The organism is Streptomyces sp. NPDC028298, assembly GCF_055565895.1.
Window position 1 is genome coordinate 842,354 of sequence record NZ_JBVHTL010000001.1, and the last position, 17,925, is coordinate 860,278.

The following is a 17,925-nucleotide window of genomic DNA, read 5'->3' on the forward strand; positions in this document are numbered from 1 at the left end:
CCTTGCGGGGCCGTCATTGTTAAAAGCCGAGGGAGGGCACGACAACGGGGGCTTCTACTACTTCACCTAGTAGACGATGGGCACTCTTGAATCCGGCCCGGGACTGTGCCGGGCCGCCTCGCCGGACATCGACGACGCCTCACATTCCGTCAGAAGGGCGGCAGAGGCGGTCCGGCCGCTCGAGGTCGGCGACCCGGGCAAGTGACCCCGGCCGAGATGCCACGTATGCCCGCTTCCATACGCCAGATCCGCCTATATCGGCCACACGCCACGTACTATCGCGGCACGTTGATGGGGACCGGGCGCGTGAGGGATGTCACTGCCGTGCCCTGCAACCCTTTCGGTGACCTGCGCGCCGGGGGGAGTCAGGCGGCGGTGACCGTGCGCAGGAGCGCGTCGAGGTCGTCGGCGTGGATGCCGTGACGTCCGTCGGTGTCGGCGGCCGGGCAGCAGCGCGGCCTGCCCGGCGGCGGACTCGTCACCGAACTGCGGGCACACCCCGGTCAGCCAACACACTGGCAGTCGACCCACCCCGTCGACGGCCGACATCAGGTCGGCGGCGTACGTCAGGGCGCGGTCGACGTCGTCGAGCTCCCGTGGATCCCGACCCCCGATGCCCGGAGTACGTCTTTTTTCAGCCATTCCCCTACAACGCCCCTGTACGGAAAGGTACTTCCGTACAGGAGCACGAGCCTGACATCTTGCATCCACCACTCGTTTCGTACGGCCCCACTGGTGTCATGAGCACGGCGGGGCTGTCTCCGGAGGACGCATTGATACCCCACATATCAAACCGGACCAGACGCACGCTGGTCCTGGCGGCCGCGGTCGGCGCCGCCTTCGCGTTCGGCGCCCCGGGCGCCCTCGCGGGCACGCTCCCCGTCGGCCCCTCCCCCGTGCCGGCCGCCAAGGCCCACGCTCCGGCCGCCGCGCCGACTTCTCAGAGTGCGGCCTGGGTGGCCGGCACGCGTGCCTACCTCGTGATCACCGCCCCCGGTGACAGTTCGGCGGTCCGCTCCGCGATCGCGGCCAACGGCGGCACCGTGTTCTCGAACTTCGACGCCATCGGCGTGATCGTCGCCCACTCTGCGTCCAGCGGTTTCGCCGCCACCATGCGCGGCGTCGCGGGCGTGCAGCAGGTCGGCGCCACGCGCACCTCGGACGTCCCGGCCGACGCCTACAACCCGGCGCTCCCGGCCAATCCGGCCCAGGCCTCGACCCCGGCCGGAGAACCGGTCCGGGCCGACATGAGCCAGATCAAGGCCGACCAGGCCTGGGCCGTGAACCCGGGCTCCGCCTCCGTCACGGTCGGCATCCTGGACACCGGTGTGGACGACCAGCACCAGGACCTGGCGCCCAACTTCGACGCGACCGACTCGGTCTCCTGCGCCTACGGCAAGCCCGACACCCGTGTCGGCGCCTGGCGGGACGTCGACACGCACGGCACCCACGTAGCGGGCACCATCGCCGCGGCCAAGAACGGCAAGGGTGTCGTCGGCGTGGCCCCCGGGGTGAAGATCGCCGCGGTCCGGGTCGCGGAGCCGGGCAACTCCTTCTTCTTCGCCGAGAACACCATCTGCGGCTTCGTCTGGGCCGGTGACCACGGCTTCAAGGTCACCAACAACAGCTACTACACGGACCCGTGGCAGTTCAACTGCCCGGACAACATCGACCAGGCCGCCATCATCGAGGGCGTCAAGCGCGCCCAGGAGTACGCCGAGGGCAAGGGCTCCCTGCAGATCGCCGCCGCGGGCAACGAGAACTACGACCTCGCCCACAAGACGACCGACTCCGCGAGCCCGAACGACTCGACGCCGGTCACCCGCACGATCACCAACGCCTGCCTCGACATCCCGACCGAGCTGCCGGGCGTGGTCACGGTCGCGGCCAACGGTACGGGTGTCACCAAGGCCTCGTTCTCCAACTTCGGGCAGGGCGTCATCGACGTCGCGGCGCCGGGCAGCAACGTGTACTCCACCGTCCCCGGCGGCGGCTACGGCAGCAAGAGCGGCACCTCGATGGCCACCCCGCATGTCGTCGGCGTGGCGGCACTGATCGCCAGCGCCAACCCGGGCATCACCCCGGCGCAGATCCGGGCCAAGCTGGCCGCCCAGGCCAACGACGTCGCCTGCCCCTCGGACAGCCGCTGCACGGGCACGACGGCCAACAATGCGTTCTTCGGCGAAGGACAGGTCGACGCCCTCAAGGCCGTCGGGACCACCCCGCCGCCCGGTAAGTACTTCGAGAACCTCGCGGACTTCGCCATCAACGACAACGCGACCGTGGAGAGCCCGATCGCCGTGACCGGCGTGACCGGCAACGCGCCGGCCACCCTCAAGGTGGGTGTGGACATCAAGCACACCTACATCGGTGACCTGAAGGTCGACCTGGTGGCGCCGGACGGCACCGTCTACACGCTGCACAACCACGCCGGCGGCAGCGCCGACAACATCGCCCAGACCTACACCGTGAACGCCGCCTCGGAGGTCGCGAACGGCACCTGGAAGCTGCGCGTCAACGACAACGCCGCCTCCGACACAGGCAAGATCGACGCCTGGAACCTGACCTTCTAGCGCAGGGCCCGGTAACACCCGCGTACAACACGCACTGCACTGGCGACAGCTCCTTGCCCGCGGCCACGGACAGGGCGGGCTGGGGTCTGATCGGCCAGGGCTGCGAACTACCGGCGGGCAGAGGGCACATGGGCCCCGACAGCGGTGAGCACCGCGGTCGGGGCCATTTGCCGGAGCGTCCGGAAGCCCGCGACCGGCCCGGGGCCCATCCAGCTCACCGTGCGCCTCCCCGCGGAGCTGACTCAGAGGCAAGGCCATCTGGCCGTGAGGCCCGACCGGGCCTCGTGCGAGCACGGGAAATGGAGATGCCGCCTCCTGGCCCGCGACGGCAGGATCGCTCCATGTCGACCGATGTCAGCGGAATGATCGAATGCCGGCCGGGGGCCCGTCTATGGGGCCCTGGCGACGAGGACTCGGTGTGGGAGGCCGGCATCGATCTCTTCCTCATCAACCAGGGCAACGCCTACGACGGCCTGGCGTGCCTCTTCGGAGTCCGAAATTCCTTCGGCTTCCGTCCCCTGGCGGAAGACCGTGGCTTTCCGGATGACGCCTCGGACGGGCTGCGAGGTGCGTTCGCGGACTGTGGCGGCCCTCGCGATGTGCACGGGACCACCTGGCTGACCTGGGCCGAGGTGAGCATCACGGACTGGCGGGAGACCGACGCCTCAGGCACACGGACCCGCGCGTCAGCCGCGGGCAGCGACACAGACTGGGGCCGGGTCTGGAGCGTCATGCGCATCCTCAGCGAAGTCCACGGAGCTGACAACGTACGCCTTGTCGTCTGGTTCCACTGACTCGTGGCCGAGCATCCGGTTGGCCGGACCGGCCAACTACAACCCTGACCGAGGGTTGGCCAGTGCCGCATCAGGCAACGTTCGCCCTGTTGATGAACCACGCGAACACAGCCGCGGCGACGGGTAGGGCGACGACGTAGCCGATGAGGATGCCGACGTCTGAGTCAGCCGACGCGGGAAGGGCCCAGTTCGCCACTGCAGCCACAAGCACTGTCACCGTTGCCAGCGCAAGGACAGCGGCAACAACGGCGAGCCGTCGGGGCGGTCCCGCACGGTACAACTCAACCGCAGGCCAGAGCCCCAGCATGCTCGTGGTCAACATGCCGAGAGTGGGGTCGGGCAGCCACCCGAACAGCCACGCCACCAGGGTGGCGATCCCAAAGAAAGCCAGGCCGACGAGTTCCAGCAAGACGGTCTCCACCACCAGATCCCACGGACGTTGCCGTATCGAGCCGCTCCCGCTGTCCTTCTCGTCAGCCACGTCGGCACAGTACCCATCGAGAGGGCCAACGGCCCCTGATGCGCCACCAGTTCGTGCCCGCGCGCACCTCGTGCACCAGCCGCACGAACCGTCGGGATCCTCTCTGCGCGTGCGCCGCCTTGAGCTGCCGCAACTCCCATGCCTCCGCCTTGCCAGGCCTCGCTCTGGAGCCCGACCACGGCGTACGGCCGCTCATTCCTCGATCGGGTGCCGGCCGGATGCCTGCGGCGGATGGCCGCCGCGGTCGGTCACAAGGAGGTGATCCCGTGGCGGAGAAGGCATCGGATGTACAACCGTTCGAGATCGGCAAGGGTCTAGGGAACGAAGGACTGTTCCCCCGGAGGGCACCGTCCGTTTACCCGCGTCCCGACAGAGGATCTCTCCATGCCGATACCCCCACACAACCGTCGCGCCTCCGGTGCCGTTGTCGCCGCCCTCGGCGCTGCCGGCCTGATCGTGCTGGCCGTGGCTCCCGCGGCCTTCGGCGACGGAACCGCACCCGAACTGGTCGTCGGAGGCGTCGAGCCGATCCACGGGTTGAAACCGGGGGGCACCTTCGACCTGCCGGTCACCGTGGCGAACAAGGGCGTCGGGACCGCCGAGAAGGTGTGGGTCTCCTACTCCGTCACCCGGGGGCTCGCCTTCGTGGACGTTCCCTCCAACTGCCGTGTACAGCACATCAGGTCCTACGACGAGATGCCCGAGAACTGGACCGCGACGTGCACGTTCGACCAGGCGGTGGGGCCGGGCGTCGTCTACACGCCCGAGAAACCTCTCCGGGTCACGGCACTGGACCGCGCGTTCCACGACAGGCTGCGCGTGCGTGTCGAGGAGGGCGGCGCCCCGATGGACGACGAGAACGGAGAACCGTCGGTGCCGGGGACCGCGCCGGCGGTGAAACTGGTCGAGCAACCGGCCGGGGGCGAGGGCTCCGCGAAACGTGTCAACGTGTCGGTCACCTCCGTCAACACGGCCGACTACCAGGTGACGGGCGCCGCGTTGAGGGGGCGGGTCGGTGACACGGTGACGATGAAGGTGGCGTTCGCCAACGCCGGGCCCGCCTGGGTCCTGGAAGGGGACGAAGGGGAGCAGGGCGTCCAGATCATGATCACGCCTCCCGCCGGGACCTCGGTCGTCAAGCGCGACTACTACTGCCACGCCGACGGCGGGAAGTATCGCTGCCCCGCGCACGTCGGTATGCACATGGCCGAGGACGCCCAAATGGGCTACACCTTCAAGCTGAAGATCGACAAGCGGATCGCGGGCGCCAAGGGCTCGATCGCGCTGAGCACCGGACCACGGCCGTTCGACCACGACAAGGCAAACGACAAGGCCGACATCACGCTGGACGTCACGGGCGGGGGGTCGACCGGCTCGACGGGCGGCTCGACCAGTGGCGGCAACGGTTCGACGGGCGCCTCGACCGGCGGCTCCAACGGTTCGACGGGCGGCTCGACCAATGGCTCGGGCGGCTCGGCAGGCGGGTCGTCGTCGACCGGTGACAACGGAACGACGTCGAACGGCGGCAACCTCGCAGAGACCGGCTCCTCGACACTGCCGATCACGGGCGCGGCTGCCGCGGCAGTGATCACGGGTGCGGGCACGCTCCTCATCGCGCGCCGCCGCCGAGCCCGGAATGAGAGCTGACAACCGTCCGACGCGAGCGGTGACACCTCAGGCGGTTCCCGGTTCCAAGCGGAGGTGTTCGCGTCCGGACGCACCTCCGAACTCGGGTTCAGGACGGTGATCTTAGCGATCCCCGGCGTCGGCGGGTCCGCTGGTCGCAGGCGCTTCGGCCTCAGCCGATGTCCGGGAACGCGCCCAAGTGGATCCCGTCGTCGAGCCAGGCGGCGGCTGCCTCCGGGGTTGCCACGATCGGGACCCCGGACGGCACCGGGGGTCTGCGGATCACGACCACCGGCAGGCCCGCCTCCCGGGCCGCTGTCAGTTTCGGGGCGGTGGCCTCGCCTCCGCTGTCCTTCGTCACCAGCACGTCGATGGCGTGACGCCGGAGCAGTTCCCGTTCTCCCTGGAGCGTGAACGGGCCTCGGTCCAGCAGCACCTCCATGCGGGGCGGGGCCGGGGCCTGCGGTGCGTCCACGGAACGTACGAGGAACCACAGGTCCTCCAGCGACGCGAAGGCCGCCAGGCCCAGTCGGCCCGTCGTCAGGAACACCCTGCGGCCCAGCGAGGGCAGGAGTGCGGCGGCCTCCTCCAGTGAACCGGCCTCGTGCCAGTCGTCCCCCTCGACCGCGACCCAGCCGGGGCGCCTCAGCGCGAGCAGGGGAACGCCCGTGGCGGCCGCGGCCCATGCCGCGTTGGAGCTCATCGTTCCGGCGAAGGGGTGCGTGGCGTCCACGACCGCGTCCACCGCGTGCTCACCCAGCCAGCGCGCCAGGCCTTCCGCACCGCCGAAGCCGCCCACCCGCACCTCGCCCGGCGGCATCCGGGGCGCGCCCACCCGTCCGGCCAGCGAGCTCGTCACCCGGAGGTCCGGCCGCGTCCCCGCCGTCAGGTTCTCGGCAAGGCGACGGGCCTCGGTCGTACCACCGAGGATCAGTACGTGCACGATGTCCGGTTCCTTCCGAAGAATGCGGCACAGCCGACCGCTGCACAGTGCGGCACGGGCGGTGCGGCCCGGCCGTCGCCGCGCCTCACTCAAACACACCGGCCTCACCCGGACGCGTCCGCTGGGCTCAGAACCCATCCGGACCCGTCTCCGACCACCCCACGTCACCCGCCGCACCCCCGCCGTCTCGCGGAGCGCCACCCGGTGGGGCACCGTGGAATCACGCCTGGCACTCGCGCCACGGCGGAGAGGAGCAGCCGCATGTCCGAGCACACCTACCGGGTCACCGAGATCGTCGGGACCTCTCACGAAGGCGTCGACCAGGCCATTCGCAACGGGGTCACCCGGGCCTCGCAGACCCTGCGCAACCTCGACTGGTTCGAGGTCACCCAGGTCAGGGGGCAGATCGAGAACGGGCGGATCGAGCACTACCAGGTCGGTCTGAAGCTCGGTTTCCGGCTGGAGGACGCCGACTGACCCGACCCGTGCCGCACGGGTCCACCCCGCCCAAGGGATACCCCTCCCCAGGCCTACTCTGCCCGCGGGGGTCTCCTCAGAGCTGCTCCGCCTGTCGGAGAACCCCTCAGGCACGTCCGCCTGCCGGGAAACCCGGGGGAGCCCTCAGTTCCCCGCTTGCCGGGGATTCCGCAGGCCCCGCCCGCCGGACTCCCTCAGGCCCCCGTCGACCAGGGATCCCCTCAGGTCCGCCCCTCCCGCTCCTGCGCGTCCTTCAGTGCCGCCGACGCGGCCGCCCACCGTGCCCGTACGACCGTGAAGCCGGCCCGCTCCGCCTCCTCGCACACGAATTCGTCGTCGTCGACGAGGACGCGGATCTCCCGGTCGCGGGCCAGCCGGCGAAGGATCTCCAGCTTGGTGCGGCGGGCGGGCCTGCGGTCGTCGTTGCGCCGCATCCAGATGCGCCCCTCGGGGAGGCCGTGCTCGGCCAGCCATTCCACCGTCGCCCGCCGGCATCGCTCGGGGCGGCCGGTCAGATAGACCACCTCGCACTCCCGCGCGCTGCTCAGCGCGAGGGCGACGCCCTCCGCGAGCGGCGGGTCCTCGGGCGCCGCCGCGAAGAACGCGTCCCAGTCCCGCGGCGAGCGTTCCAGGAACCGCTGCCGGTGCGCGGTGTCCGCGAGCGTGCCGTCCAGGTCGAACACGGCGAGGGGTCTGCTGGTCTGTTCCTTCACACGGACCAGCCTAGACAGCGGCTCCGACAACGGCCGCGCCGCAACCCTCCGCCCAGGGGCCGCGAAGAGGCGTGAACACGCTCAACTTCCGTCCCTCCAGGCTCTGTTCACATCATCGGTGGGCCCCTACCGTAATCCCCGAACAGCCTGTCGTACGCCATTCGGTATATCGAACGGTAGGTAAACCGTGGGCCGAACAGGGGTGTCGGTCAGCGGAGGGACATCCTCGCCATCGCCGCTCCTTCACCGAGGAGACCGGACGGACCACCCGGACCGTCACCTCCGGCACGCAAACTCTGTGCTGCGCATCGATCCGATCTCCACCGCCACCGACAAGGCCGACGCCCCCTTCCCGGTCGGTTCTTGACGTCCCTTCGTCCCCTGGAGACACCCGCGATGTCACCCCCGATGTCCCCTCTCCGCAGACTTCTCGCCGGTGCGGCGGCGGCAGCCGCCGCGCTCGGCGGGCTCACCGCGGCCGCGTCCCCCGCGACGGCCGCCGACTCCGGCACCTTCAGCGTGCTCAGCTACAACGTCGCCGGGCTGCCCGAAGGCATCTCCAGCGCGCCGACACCCCGCCAGAGCGCGACCACGGCGATCGGCGGGCTCATCGCCCCCTACGACATCGTCCATGTCGAGGAGGACTTCAACTATCACGCGGCCCTGTACGCGGCGGACACGGCGCACGCCTACCGCACCCCGACCAGTGGTGGCGCCGGCATCGGCAGCGGCCTCAACACCCTCTCGAAGATCTCGTACGACACCGACGACTTCGAGCGGGTCGGCTGGAACTCCTGCCAGCTCGACTCCGGTGACTGCCTCACCCCCAAGGGCTTCACGTTCATGCGCGAACGCCTCGCCGACGGCGTGTACGTCGACTTCTACAACGTGCACACGAACGCGGGCACCAGTACCGGCGACCTCGCCTCCCGAGCCGACAACCTCGCCCAGCTCACCGCGTTCATCAGCAGCCGTTCCGCGGGCAACGCCGTCGTCGTCATGGGCGACACGAACACCCGGTACACCCGCTCCGGCGACAACATCGCGGAGTTCGCCGCCGCCAACGGACTGTCGGACGCCTGGGTCCAGCTCGTCCGCGGCGGATCCGCGCCGGCCAAGGGAAGCGACGCCCTCGTCTGCGACCAGAGCGGCACCACCGTGCCCGACACCTGCGAGGTCGTCGACAAGATCCTCTACCGCGGCAGCAAGTCGGTCACGCTCGACGCGACGAGCTACCACAACGAGCACACGCGCTTCCTGACCTCCGACGGCCTGATGCTCTCCGACCACGACCCGATCACCGCGTCGTTCACCTGGTCCCGCAGCAGTGCCTTCCAGCTCAGCGACCAGTTCGGCGGGCCGCACGGCAGCTACTTCAACGACATCGTCCGGGTGCCGGCCGGCGCCCGCGCGTCCGTGGTGTCCATCGGCAGCGGTTCACGGGTCGACCGGCTGGGGCTGACGCTGAGCGACGGCACGACGTTCACGCACGGCGGCACGGGTGGCACCGCCTCCTCGCTGACGCTCGGCAGCGGCGAGTACGTCACCTCCGCGCAGCTCTGCCAAGGCGTGAAGGACAGTCATACCCGCATCTTCTACGCGAAGTTCACCACGAACCTCGGGAGAACGCTGTCCGGAGGTACGACGACGTCGGACTGCGTGACGCGCACCGCGCCGAGCGGGCGGCAGATCGCCGGCTTCCACGGCCGCGCGGGGGACGAGGTCGACAAGATCGGCTTCATCTACACCCAGCGCTGACCGGGCACGCCGGCGCTGACCGGCCACCCGACGCCGACCGCGCCGGCCGCACCGCAAGCACCCGAACCGTTCCCGCCGGGTCCTGGAACCCGGCGGGAAGCGGTCAGGACGCGTCGGACAACCACGGCCTGACCCTCTTACGGGCCTCGTGCAGACGGGACTTGAGCGTGCCGAGCGGAACGCCGACGCGCTCGGCGGCCTCCGCGTACTCGAGCCGGCAGATGTCCCGGTAGACCAACGGCTCGACCAGATGCGGGTGTTCACGCTCCAGCCGCTCAAGGGCCTCCAGCAGGTCGATCCGGGAACCCGCGATGACGCTCGTCGTCCGCGGATCGACGTACCGCGCGGCGTCGATGACCTCGGGCCGCTCGGCGGCCCGCCGCTTCAGCTCGCGGTACTTCTGCCGGGCGCAGTTGGCGACCACCGTGTACAGCCAGGTGCTGAACCGGCTGCGGCCCTCGAACGCCGTTATCCCGCGCGCGACTTGGAGGAGGACGTCCTGGGCCGCCTCCTCGGCGTCCTCACGGCAGGGGAGAAAGCGTCCGCACCGGCGGACGACCTCGGGCCGGACCTGCCGCAGCAGGACGTCGAGTGCCGCCCGGTCCCCGGCCGCCGCCCGCCGCGCGAGTTCCTCGGTCTCCGCCGCGTCGCCCACCTGACGCTCCCCTCGATGCCGGCCGAAGGCCAGGCATGATAGTCGTATGCACTCGCTGGAGCGGATCGGCCGTTACCGCCTCGAACGGCGCCTGGGAGCGGGCGGTTTCGGCGTGGTCTGGCTCGCCCACGACGACGTCCTCGACGCAGCCGTCGCGGTCAAGGTGCTCACCGAGAACTGGGTCGACCGCCTCGACATCCGCGAACGCTTCCTCTCCGAGGCCCGGTTGCTGCGCAAGGCCGACTCCAGCCGGGTCGTCCACGTCTACGACATCGGTGAACTCCCCGACGGACGACCCTACTTCGTCATGGAGTACGCCGACGGCGGCACCCTCGCCGACCGGATCGAGGCCGGACCGCTGCCCGTCGCCGAGGCGCTGCGTCTGACGGCGCTGGCGGCGCGGGCCGCGGCCGCCCTGCACGCGGCCGGGATCGTGCACCGCGACATCAAGCCGTCCAACGTGCTGCTGCGCGCGACCCCCGGCGGGGCCGACCGGGTGCTGCTGGCCGACCTCGGCCTCGCCAAGAGTCTGGCCCAGGCCTCCGGACTCACCATCGCGGCGGGCTCGGCCGGCTACGCCCCGCCCGAACAGGCTCAGGCGGGATACGGGATCGACGCGCGGGCCGACGTGTACAGCCTGGGCGCCCTCGGCCACCACCTCGTCACGGGTTCGGTTCCGGGCCCGCCGGGCAGGTCCGAACGCCCCGACCGGCTCCGTACGGACATCGGTCCGGGCGTCGGACGGGCGCTGCTGCGCGCCATGGAACCCGACCGGGAGCGGCGCTGGCCGAGCGCCGAGGCCTTCGCGGCGGAGCTCGAACGGCTGGCCGGGGAGGCCGCGGACGAAACTGTCCCCGCGTCCCGGCGGAACCGGCCGCCCCGGCGGAACCAGCGGTCCGGGCGGCCCCGGCGCACCGCGATCCTCGCGTCGGCCGGCGTCGCCGTGGCCTGCGCCGTCGGAGTCACCGCCGTCCTGCTGACGGACGGACCCGGCGCGAGGACCCTCACGGTCGAGGACGGCACGGGCCGGATCGCGGTGGAGGTACCGGCCTCCTGGGGCGGGCAGGTGCGCGACTCCGGGTGGAATCCGCGGTCGCTGGGCCTCGGGGACGGTACGGAACCCGGCCTGGTCGTCGCGAACCGCCTGACACGCTGGCCGGACCTCCACGCCCGGGTCGACGGGGTCTTCGTCGGACTCGCGGGACACGGCGACGTGACCGGCGCGGTCCGGGCCGTCACGCACCCGGGGTGCCACTACGCCGGAAGCCACGCCTATGCCGGCGGGCGCTGGCACGGGCTGATACGGACCTGGGACGGCTGTCCCGGCCCGGACGGCCGCCTCACCGAGGCCGCGCTGACCGCGACGGGGACCGGCACCCGGCCTCAGGTGTACGTCCAGATCCGCCAGGAGAGCGGCACCGAAGACACGGCCGACGGTGTCATCGGCTCCGTACGCCTCGAAGCGTGATCCTGGGCGGGCGGTCCCGCCCGAACCCGTCCGCGATCCCGCGAACTTTTCGGCTCCCGGGCGCATCCAAGAGGAATGACGGGGCGCGACGCGCCTCGCGCATGTGCGACGAGCTCGTACGGAGATTCGCAAGGAGTGGTGACATGTCGACCTTCCCGGACACGGCGGCGGACACGGACCGGACCGGCACGGGGTCCGCGCACGGCGCGGCACCCGGGGCCCGGCGGGCCGCGCTGCTCGCGGGTGTCGCCCTGCTGAGTGTGCTGACCGCCTGCGGCAGCGGCACCCCGCAGAGTTCGCCGAAGACGCTGCCCGGCACGGCCGGACCGGCCTCCGGCGGCGGCACGAGCACCGATGCGAGCACGGACCCGACGGCGGGTTCCACCAAGTCGGCCGGCCCGGCGTCGAGCGCCTCGTCCTCGAAGACCGGGTCCGGGACGGGGAGCGGGTCCGCTTCGGCCTCCGCCGGGAGCGCCGCGGGCGGCGGGCGCTGCCACACCTCGGAACTGCGCGCCTCCGTCGGCCGCAACGACCCCGGAGCGGGCCAGGAGAACTTCCCGATCGTCCTGACGAACACGTCCAAGCGCGTCTGCACCGTGCGCGGTTACCCCGGCGCGGCCTTCGTCGACGCGTCCGGCAAGCAGCTCGGACCCGATCCACGGCGGTCCTCCGGCACGCCCACGACCGTCGCGCTCACGCCCGGCCACAGCGCCTGGTCCGGACTGACCTTCTCCAACCCGGAGATCAGCGGGGCGGAGACGGCGACTCCCGCCTCCCTGATCGTCACGCCGCCGGACGAACGGGACTCGCTCACCGTGGCGTGGACCCAGGGCAAGGTGCCCGTGTCGGGCAACGCCTCGTCGGTCTCCCTGACGGTCGTCCGCCCCGGGAGCGCCCCCTGACCGTGCGCCCGGCCGTCGCCGCACCGGACAGGGGCGCTCCTTGGCCCGCCAACCGCCCCTGGGGCAGCGGGATTTGTCACAGAACGGCAACGTGTCCCGCTTCCCGCGACCCTTTCCGGAATTTCACGCATCCCACCGTTTGACGCACCCCGCGAAAGGCGCGTCGTTCTGACGAAGGCACCGGCCCCGGACCCGGGCCGGTGCCAAGAGCATCGGGGGATGAGATGAGCGGTGTCTCACGCAGGCGACTGCTGGCCGCGACGGCGTCGGCGGGCGCACTGGGCGCCCTGTCGGCCTGCTCGGCGAAGGACTGGTCCGTGGGAGGCGGGGGCGACGGCCCGGCGCGGCCGCGGCCGGTCCGGTTGATCGGCGACGGGTCGACGGCCGACACCGGCGCCCAGCCGGGGCAGCCGAAGGCGAAGCGGCTGAAGCCCGGTGAACGGCCCCCTCAGTTCGTCGTCTTCTCCTGGGACGGCGCGGGCGAGCTGAGCAACAAGCTGTTCTCCCGGTTCCGCAAGGTCGCGGCCGACCACGGGGCGTCGATGACGTTCTTCCTCAGCGGCATCTACACGCTGCCGGAGTCGAAGAAGCACCTCTACCACCCGCCGCAGCACCCCGTGGGCGCCTCCGCCATCGGCTATCTCTCCGACCGGCACATCCACGCGACCCTCCAGCAGATACGCGCGGCCTGGCTGGAGGGGCACGAGATCGGCACCCACTTCAACGGTCACTTCTGCGGTGCGGACGGGGTCCGCCGCTGGTCGCCCGCCGAGTGGCGCAGCGAGATAGCGCAGGCCAAGAAGTTCGTCACCGAGTGGCGGACCAACACCGGCTTCACCGACCTCGAACCGCTCCCGTTCGACTACGACAAGGAGCTGACCGGCGGCCGCACCCCCTGTCTGGAAGGTCAGGCGAATCTGCTGCCGCCCGCCGCCGCGCTGGGCTGGAAGTACGACGCCAGTTCGCCCGGCGGGCTCCAGATGTGGCCCGCCAAGGTGCAGGGCGGCAAGATCTGGGACTTCCCGCTCCAGTCCATCCCGTTCCCCGGCCATTCCTTCCAGGTCCTGTCGATGGACTACAACCTGATGGCCAATCAGTCCGGTGCGAATCCGCTCGGCGACCGCACCCGGTACGACGCCTGGCGCGTCCAGGCCCGCGACAGCTACCTCGCCGGCTTCCGCCGCGCCTACGAGGGCAACAGGGCCCCGCTCTTCATCGGCAACCACTTCGAGCGCTGGAACGGCGGCATCTACATGGACGCCGTCGAGGAGGCTCTCTCCCGGATGGCGGCACACGACGACGTCCGCATGGTCTCCTTCCGTCAGCTCGTCACCTGGCTGGAGGCCCAGGACCCCGCGGTTCTGCGGAAGTTGCGCACGCTCGGCCCGGGTCAGTCGCCGCTCGGCGGCTGGGACGAGTTCCTGGGCACGGCGGGGGCGAAGGGTTCGGCGAGCACAGCGGATACAACTGGCCAGGCGGGCACGGCCGGTTCGGCGACCGGCTCTCCCGGCGCCGCGGCGTCCTGACGGCCTCGCGGCCACGCGGCCACACGCCCCACGGCCGCCGGTGTCCGTCGCGTCACCGGCGGCTTCCCTGGCCTCCTCCGCCGAACGATCCGTAGCCGCCGGACCCGGAGCCCGTACCGTAACCGCCGTCCCGGCGGGAGCCGTTGAGGCCGTCTCCCGGGCAGGAGGCGGACACCGAGCCGCAGGAGCCGTCGGACGGCTCGGCGGACGGCGTGGCGTGGCCGGGGGGCGCGGTCGTGGTGGTGGGCGTCCGGGTGCCGGCGGTCGCCGTGGCGGACGCGGTCGGCTTCCCTGTGGTGGAGCCCTTGGCGTCGCCGTCCGTGGAGTCCCAGTTGACGACCTCCAGTTGGAGCGAGGGCGACGAGGGGTCGAAGGTCCAGTGCTGGATCGGCTCGTCCTCGCGGAGTTTGAGGACGAGCGCCGACTCCCCCTCGGCCGAGGCCGGGACGAGGGCCAGATCCGGGTTCCAGCGCGGCACGAGCAGGCCCTGGAGGGTGAGCTCGTAGCGGACGTTCTTCGCCCCCGGCCGCGACGCGTCCGTGCAGGGGGCCAGTTGGACGGAGTAGCCGAGGTGCGAGTCCAGGCACAGGCCGGGGTGGGCCGCGTCGCGCAGCAGCCCGTCGGTCCCGTACGACCATTCCGTCGCCGACTCCGAGGAGCACGGGATGAGCCGGGCCTCGGCACCGATCGCCGGTGTCGTCCCGGCGAAGCCGACGCAGCGGCCGGTCGCGACGTTGCGCAGCCGCCCGCGCATCGTGCCGTCCTTCTTCTCGCCGGTCCGGGCCCACGACGGGTCGGTGCTGCGGCTCGGCGCGTCGGCGGAGCGGCCGCCGTCGGCCGTGTCGTGTCGGCCGTCGGCATCGTTGTCGGACATCCACAGGACCAGCGGGACCATGATCAGCGCGCCGAGCGTGAGCACGGCGACGGCGACATTGCGGCGGCCCGGAGCGCGCCGGGCCGCCTTGCGCCCGGCAACCCTGCGGGAGGCACGGGTTCCGGTGCCTCCAACGGAGCCGGAGCTGCCGGATTCGGTACCCGCCTCGGAGCGGAAACTGCCGGATTCGGTCCCTGCCACGGAGCCGGAGATCCCGGCTTCGGCGCCTCCGGCCGAGCCGGTGGCGCGCGTCCCGCCGCCTCCCGCGGAACGCGAGGAGCGGGTCCCGGCACCGGACCGGGACGCGCCCCGACGGCGGGAGGGCCGGTCGTCCCGACGCCTGAAGGACCGGTCCTCCGGACGGCCGAAGGACTGCTCGTCCTGGCGGCGGAGGGGCCGGTCGTCCCCCAGGGGCGCGGAGACACCCGGTCCGGACGGCGCGGAGACACCCGGTCCGGACGGCGCGGCAGGCCCCGGCACGGCCGCTTCTGGGTCCAGGTTCGGGTTGCCGGTGGACCAGTCGACGTCCGACCCGGTGGGCGGCGGAAAGCCCGGGGTGCGTACGCCGTCGGCGTCGGGCAGGAACTCGACGATGCCGGCGGTCCCGGTGGCCGGACCGCCGTCGGCGCCCGGCACTCCCCCGGCGCGGACCGCGCCTCCGTCAGCCGGGTCACCGTAGGGCTCCTGGGCCGCGTCCGCGGCCGCGGCGGCCCGCGCCCGCCGGGAGGTCGCATAGGCGTGCGCGCCCCACCCGAGCACCGCCTCGGCGAGCGGGACGGCGAGTTCCCCGTTGAACCGGCTCAACTGGTCGGCCGCGTAACGGCAGTGGCCGCACGCGTCCATGTGGCCGCGCAGGTCGGGATCGAGGACCGTACCGCCGCGTCGGAAGGAGGCGTCGAGCATGCGGTGGTAGCGGCGGCACTCCTGGCTGGGGGCGAGTTCGTGGTGGATCTCCAGACAGCCCTGGCGCAGGCGCTCCCTGGCCCGCTCCAGTTCGGTGACCGCGTCCTCGGGGAAGATCCCCAACAGGGCCGCGGGGACCTCCGGTCGTTCGGCCTCCACCTCCCCGTGCCACAGCAGGCAGCGGGCCGGCTCGGGCAGGCGCTGGAACGCCCGGGAGATCAGCCGCCGGTTCTCCGGGGGAAGCAGCCGTGCCGCCGCCCGGTCCGCGCCGTCCGTCTTGGCCAGGAGCCCGGGATCGAGCAGTTCGCGCCGCGCGTCCATCAGCCACTCGGCGGCTATGCGGCGGACGGTGACGAGCAGGTGGGGGCGCCAGGCGGCGCTCGGTCCGCCCTGGTGCAGCGAATCCCCGAACAGACGCGTGAATGAGGCGGTCGTGAGCATTCCTGCGGGACGTACACCGCCGGTGCACAGCCGCGCGTAAGAGAACACCGCCTCCCAGTGGCGGTCCAGGAGTTCTCCGACCGGATAGTTCGCGGTCGCGCCACCCTGCCTCTTCAGCTCGGCCGCGAGCCGTTCATCCGACACCTCGAACACACGGTCGGGGTCAGACGAATGAGGCAGCGTTCCGTCATTCACGTCCGCTTTCCTTCCAAAGGCAGCGCGGTAAATAGTCCATACCAATGGGTATGTAGACCGCCCGTCGGAACCGGAGGGCCTGCCCATGGGGGCCGGCGTCGCGAACGACCACCTCCGGCGGCCCTTCCGGGCGAGAGGGAGCGGGCGCGCCGCATGCGTGCAGAACGAAGTCAATATTGTCTGCACGCCGACAACGCCCACCTTTGCACAGGGCGGCGAGCCGGAACAAGCGATCCCGGATTTTCTCCTAATACGGCCCGGCCGGGAATATTGACCAAATGTCAGCCGGGCCGCTCCAAAAGAAATTCGGAAACCCCGGGGGGTCTCCCTTCCGTCCGAAGTCTCCGCAATGGGAGCGCTCTCACGCGCTCATCCGAGCGTCATTCCGCACGTAATTCCTGGTCAGCCGGAGCCGGCTGTCGACGGGCACGAGGCACGCCCGTCGACAGCCGCCCGACCGCGTACACCCGACGCACACGCCCGTCGACAGCCGCACGACCGCGTATGCCCGACACACACGCCCGGCGACGGCCGGCCCTTCCGTGTGTGTCAGTGACCGCTGATCGCCCGGGGCGTGTACGGCTGTTCCAGCTCCTCGGTCTCCTTCTCCGAGAGCTCCACGTCGAGCGAGGCGACCGCGTCCTCGATGTGCGCCGCCCTGGTGGCGCCGACGATGGGCGCGGTCACGGTGTCGCGCCCCAGCAGCCAGGCGAGCGCGATCCTGGCGCGCGGCACCCCGCGCTCGGCGGCGATGCGCGCGACCGCGCCGGCGATCTCGCGGTCGCCGTCCTGGTACAGGTTCCGGCCGAACGCGTCGGCCCGGCTGCGTTCGGTGACCGCGTCCCAGTCACGGGTGAGCCGCCCGCGGGCGAGCGGGCTCCACGGCAGGACGCCGACCCCCTGGTCGGCGCAGAGCGGCAGCATCTCGCGCTCCTCCTCGCGGTAGAGGAGGTTGTAGTGGTTCTGCATGGAGACGAAGCGGGTCCAGCCGTGCAGCGTGGCCGTGTACTGGGCCTTGGAGAACTCCCACGCGTACATCGAACTCGCCCCGAGATAGCGGACCTTGCCCGCCTTGACCACGTCGTGCAGCGCCTCCATCGTCTCCTCGACGGGGGTGTGACGGTCGAAGCGGTGGATCTGGTAGAGGTCGATGTAGTCGGTGCCCAGGCGGCGCAGACTGTTGTCGATCTCCGTCATGATCGCCTTGCGGGACAGGCCACGGCCGTTGGGGCCCTCGTGCATCGCGCCGTTGACCTTGCTGGCGACGACGATCTCGTCGCGGCGGGCGAACTCGCCGAGCGCCCGTCCGACGATCTCCTCACTGGTGCCGTCCGAGTACACGTTGGCCGTGTCGAAGAAGGTGATCCCGGACTCCAGGGCCTGCCGGATCAGGGGGCGCGAGGCCTCCTCGTCGAGGGTCCACGCGTGGACGCCCCGGTCGGGCAGACCGAAACTCATGCAGCCAAGGCAGATCCGGGAGACGTCCAGACCCGTCGATCCGAGTTTCACGTACCGCATGCTCACTCCTGCTCTCGGTGCCGGTGGGGGTGGGGCGGGGAGATCCGAGGACAGAACCCTGCCCGCGCCACGGGCCCG

General features: G+C 71.3%; 14 protein-coding genes. 8 read left to right on the forward strand and 6 right to left on the reverse strand.

All coding sequences use genetic code 11. From position 1 onward, the window contains the following. Positions 1–740 precede the first annotated feature (740 nt). Together ACZ4TO_RS03865 and ACZ4TO_RS03870 are read left to right on the forward strand one after the other, a co-directional pair. Complete coding sequence (locus ACZ4TO_RS03865; protein ID WP_468023338.1) at positions 741–2,573, forward strand: S8 family peptidase; 1,833 nt, start codon at positions 741–743, stop codon at positions 2,571–2,573. A gap of 341 nt (positions 2,574–2,914) precedes the next feature. After that, positions 2,915–3,367, forward strand: a complete 453-nt coding sequence (locus tag ACZ4TO_RS03870; RefSeq protein WP_385038861.1) for a hypothetical protein — start codon at positions 2,915–2,917, stop codon at positions 3,365–3,367. A 70-nt stretch (positions 3,368–3,437) separates the two neighbouring features. Here ACZ4TO_RS03870 and ACZ4TO_RS03875 read toward each other — a convergent pair whose 3' ends face one another. After that, positions 3,438–3,848: a hypothetical protein gene (locus ACZ4TO_RS03875; protein ID WP_468023339.1), complete on the reverse strand. Its 411-nt coding sequence runs from the start codon at positions 3,846–3,848 to the stop codon at positions 3,438–3,440. 384 nt (positions 3,849–4,232) lie between these two features. Here ACZ4TO_RS03875 and ACZ4TO_RS03880 point away from each other — a divergent pair, with 384 nt between their 5' ends. Continuing rightward, on the forward strand, positions 4,233–5,495 hold the full coding sequence (locus tag ACZ4TO_RS03880; protein ID WP_468023340.1) for a hypothetical protein: 1,263 nt from the start codon (positions 4,233–4,235) through the stop codon (positions 5,493–5,495). A 151-nt stretch (positions 5,496–5,646) separates the two neighbouring features. On the opposite strand, the gene ACZ4TO_RS03885 is transcribed toward ACZ4TO_RS03880, so the two are convergent. Further along, positions 5,647–6,417 carry a cobalt-precorrin-6A reductase gene (locus ACZ4TO_RS03885; RefSeq protein ID WP_468023341.1) on the reverse strand — a complete coding sequence of 257 codons (771 nt, stop codon included), beginning with the start codon at positions 6,415–6,417 and terminating at the stop codon, positions 5,647–5,649. A gap of 261 nt (positions 6,418–6,678) precedes the next feature. Between ACZ4TO_RS03885 and ACZ4TO_RS03890 the strand changes: the two genes are divergently transcribed. Beyond that, positions 6,679–6,894, forward strand: a complete 216-nt coding sequence (locus tag ACZ4TO_RS03890) for a dodecin (protein WP_103547697.1) — start codon at positions 6,679–6,681, stop codon at positions 6,892–6,894. A 221-nt stretch (positions 6,895–7,115) separates the two neighbouring features. On the opposite strand, the gene ACZ4TO_RS03895 is transcribed toward ACZ4TO_RS03890, so the two are convergent. Beyond that, a complete protein-coding gene (locus ACZ4TO_RS03895) occupies positions 7,116–7,607 on the reverse strand; it encodes a phosphatase domain-containing protein (RefSeq protein ID WP_382779287.1) in 492 nt (163 codons plus the stop codon). A gap of 396 nt (positions 7,608–8,003) precedes the next feature. On the opposite strand from ACZ4TO_RS03895, the gene ACZ4TO_RS03900 reads away from it, so the two are divergent. Then, a complete protein-coding gene (locus tag ACZ4TO_RS03900; RefSeq protein WP_468023342.1) occupies positions 8,004–9,365 on the forward strand; it encodes a jacalin-like lectin in 1,362 nt (453 codons plus the stop codon). A gap of 103 nt (positions 9,366–9,468) precedes the next feature. Here the strand turns inward: ACZ4TO_RS03900 and ACZ4TO_RS03905 are convergent, their stop codons facing one another. After that, positions 9,469–10,020, reverse strand: a complete 552-nt coding sequence (locus ACZ4TO_RS03905; protein ID WP_385038880.1) for an RNA polymerase sigma factor — start codon at positions 10,018–10,020, stop codon at positions 9,469–9,471. A 46-nt stretch (positions 10,021–10,066) separates the two neighbouring features. Between ACZ4TO_RS03905 and ACZ4TO_RS03910 the strand changes: the two genes are divergently transcribed. The 3 genes from ACZ4TO_RS03910 to ACZ4TO_RS03920 all read left to right on the forward strand — a co-directional run bounded on the left by ACZ4TO_RS03910 (position 10,067) and on the right by ACZ4TO_RS03920 (position 13,916). Beyond that, the gene (locus tag ACZ4TO_RS03910; protein WP_468023343.1) at positions 10,067–11,488 is read left to right on the forward strand and encodes a serine/threonine-protein kinase; all 1,422 of its coding nucleotides are present in this window, start codon (positions 10,067–10,069) and stop codon (positions 11,486–11,488) included. 143 nt (positions 11,489–11,631) lie between these two features. Further along, positions 11,632–12,390 (forward strand): DUF4232 domain-containing protein, encoded by a 759-nt coding sequence (locus ACZ4TO_RS03915; protein ID WP_468023344.1) that lies wholly within the window; start codon positions 11,632–11,634, stop codon positions 12,388–12,390. A 224-nt stretch (positions 12,391–12,614) separates the two neighbouring features. Beyond that, positions 12,615–13,916 (forward strand): polysaccharide deacetylase family protein, encoded by a 1,302-nt coding sequence (locus tag ACZ4TO_RS03920; protein WP_468023345.1) that lies wholly within the window; start codon positions 12,615–12,617, stop codon positions 13,914–13,916. A gap of 52 nt (positions 13,917–13,968) precedes the next feature. Here the strand turns inward: ACZ4TO_RS03920 and ACZ4TO_RS03925 are convergent, their stop codons facing one another. Then, positions 13,969–16,278: a ricin-type beta-trefoil lectin domain protein gene (locus ACZ4TO_RS03925; RefSeq protein WP_468023346.1), complete on the reverse strand. Its 2,310-nt coding sequence runs from the start codon at positions 16,276–16,278 to the stop codon at positions 13,969–13,971. Between the two features lie 600 nt (positions 16,279–16,878). Then, a complete protein-coding gene (locus tag ACZ4TO_RS03930; protein ID WP_382779269.1) occupies positions 16,879–17,847 on the reverse strand; it encodes an aldo/keto reductase in 969 nt (322 codons plus the stop codon). Positions 17,848–17,925: the final 78 nt, after the last annotated feature.

Bases quoted from the DNA above. Each gene is read 5' to 3' on its own strand.
- ACZ4TO_RS03865 (WP_468023338.1), top strand. From the start codon at position 741: ATGAGCACGGCGGGGCTGTCTCCGGAGGACGCATTGATACCCCACATA.
- ACZ4TO_RS03870 (WP_385038861.1), top strand. From the start codon at position 2,915: ATGTCGACCGATGTCAGCGGAATGATCGAATGCCGGCCGGGGGCCCGT.
- ACZ4TO_RS03880 (WP_468023340.1), top strand. From the start codon at position 4,233: ATGCCGATACCCCCACACAACCGTCGCGCCTCCGGTGCCGTTGTCGCC.
- ACZ4TO_RS03890 (WP_103547697.1), top strand. From the start codon at position 6,679: ATGTCCGAGCACACCTACCGGGTCACCGAGATCGTCGGGACCTCTCAC.
- ACZ4TO_RS03900 (WP_468023342.1), top strand. From the start codon at position 8,004: ATGTCACCCCCGATGTCCCCTCTCCGCAGACTTCTCGCCGGTGCGGCG.
- ACZ4TO_RS03910 (WP_468023343.1), top strand. From the start codon at position 10,067: ATGCACTCGCTGGAGCGGATCGGCCGTTACCGCCTCGAACGGCGCCTG.
- ACZ4TO_RS03915 (WP_468023344.1), top strand. From the start codon at position 11,632: ATGTCGACCTTCCCGGACACGGCGGCGGACACGGACCGGACCGGCACG.
- ACZ4TO_RS03920 (WP_468023345.1), top strand. From the start codon at position 12,615: ATGAGCGGTGTCTCACGCAGGCGACTGCTGGCCGCGACGGCGTCGGCG.
- ACZ4TO_RS03930 (WP_382779269.1), bottom strand. From the start codon at position 17,847: ATGCGGTACGTGAAACTCGGATCGACGGGTCTGGACGTCTCCCGGATC.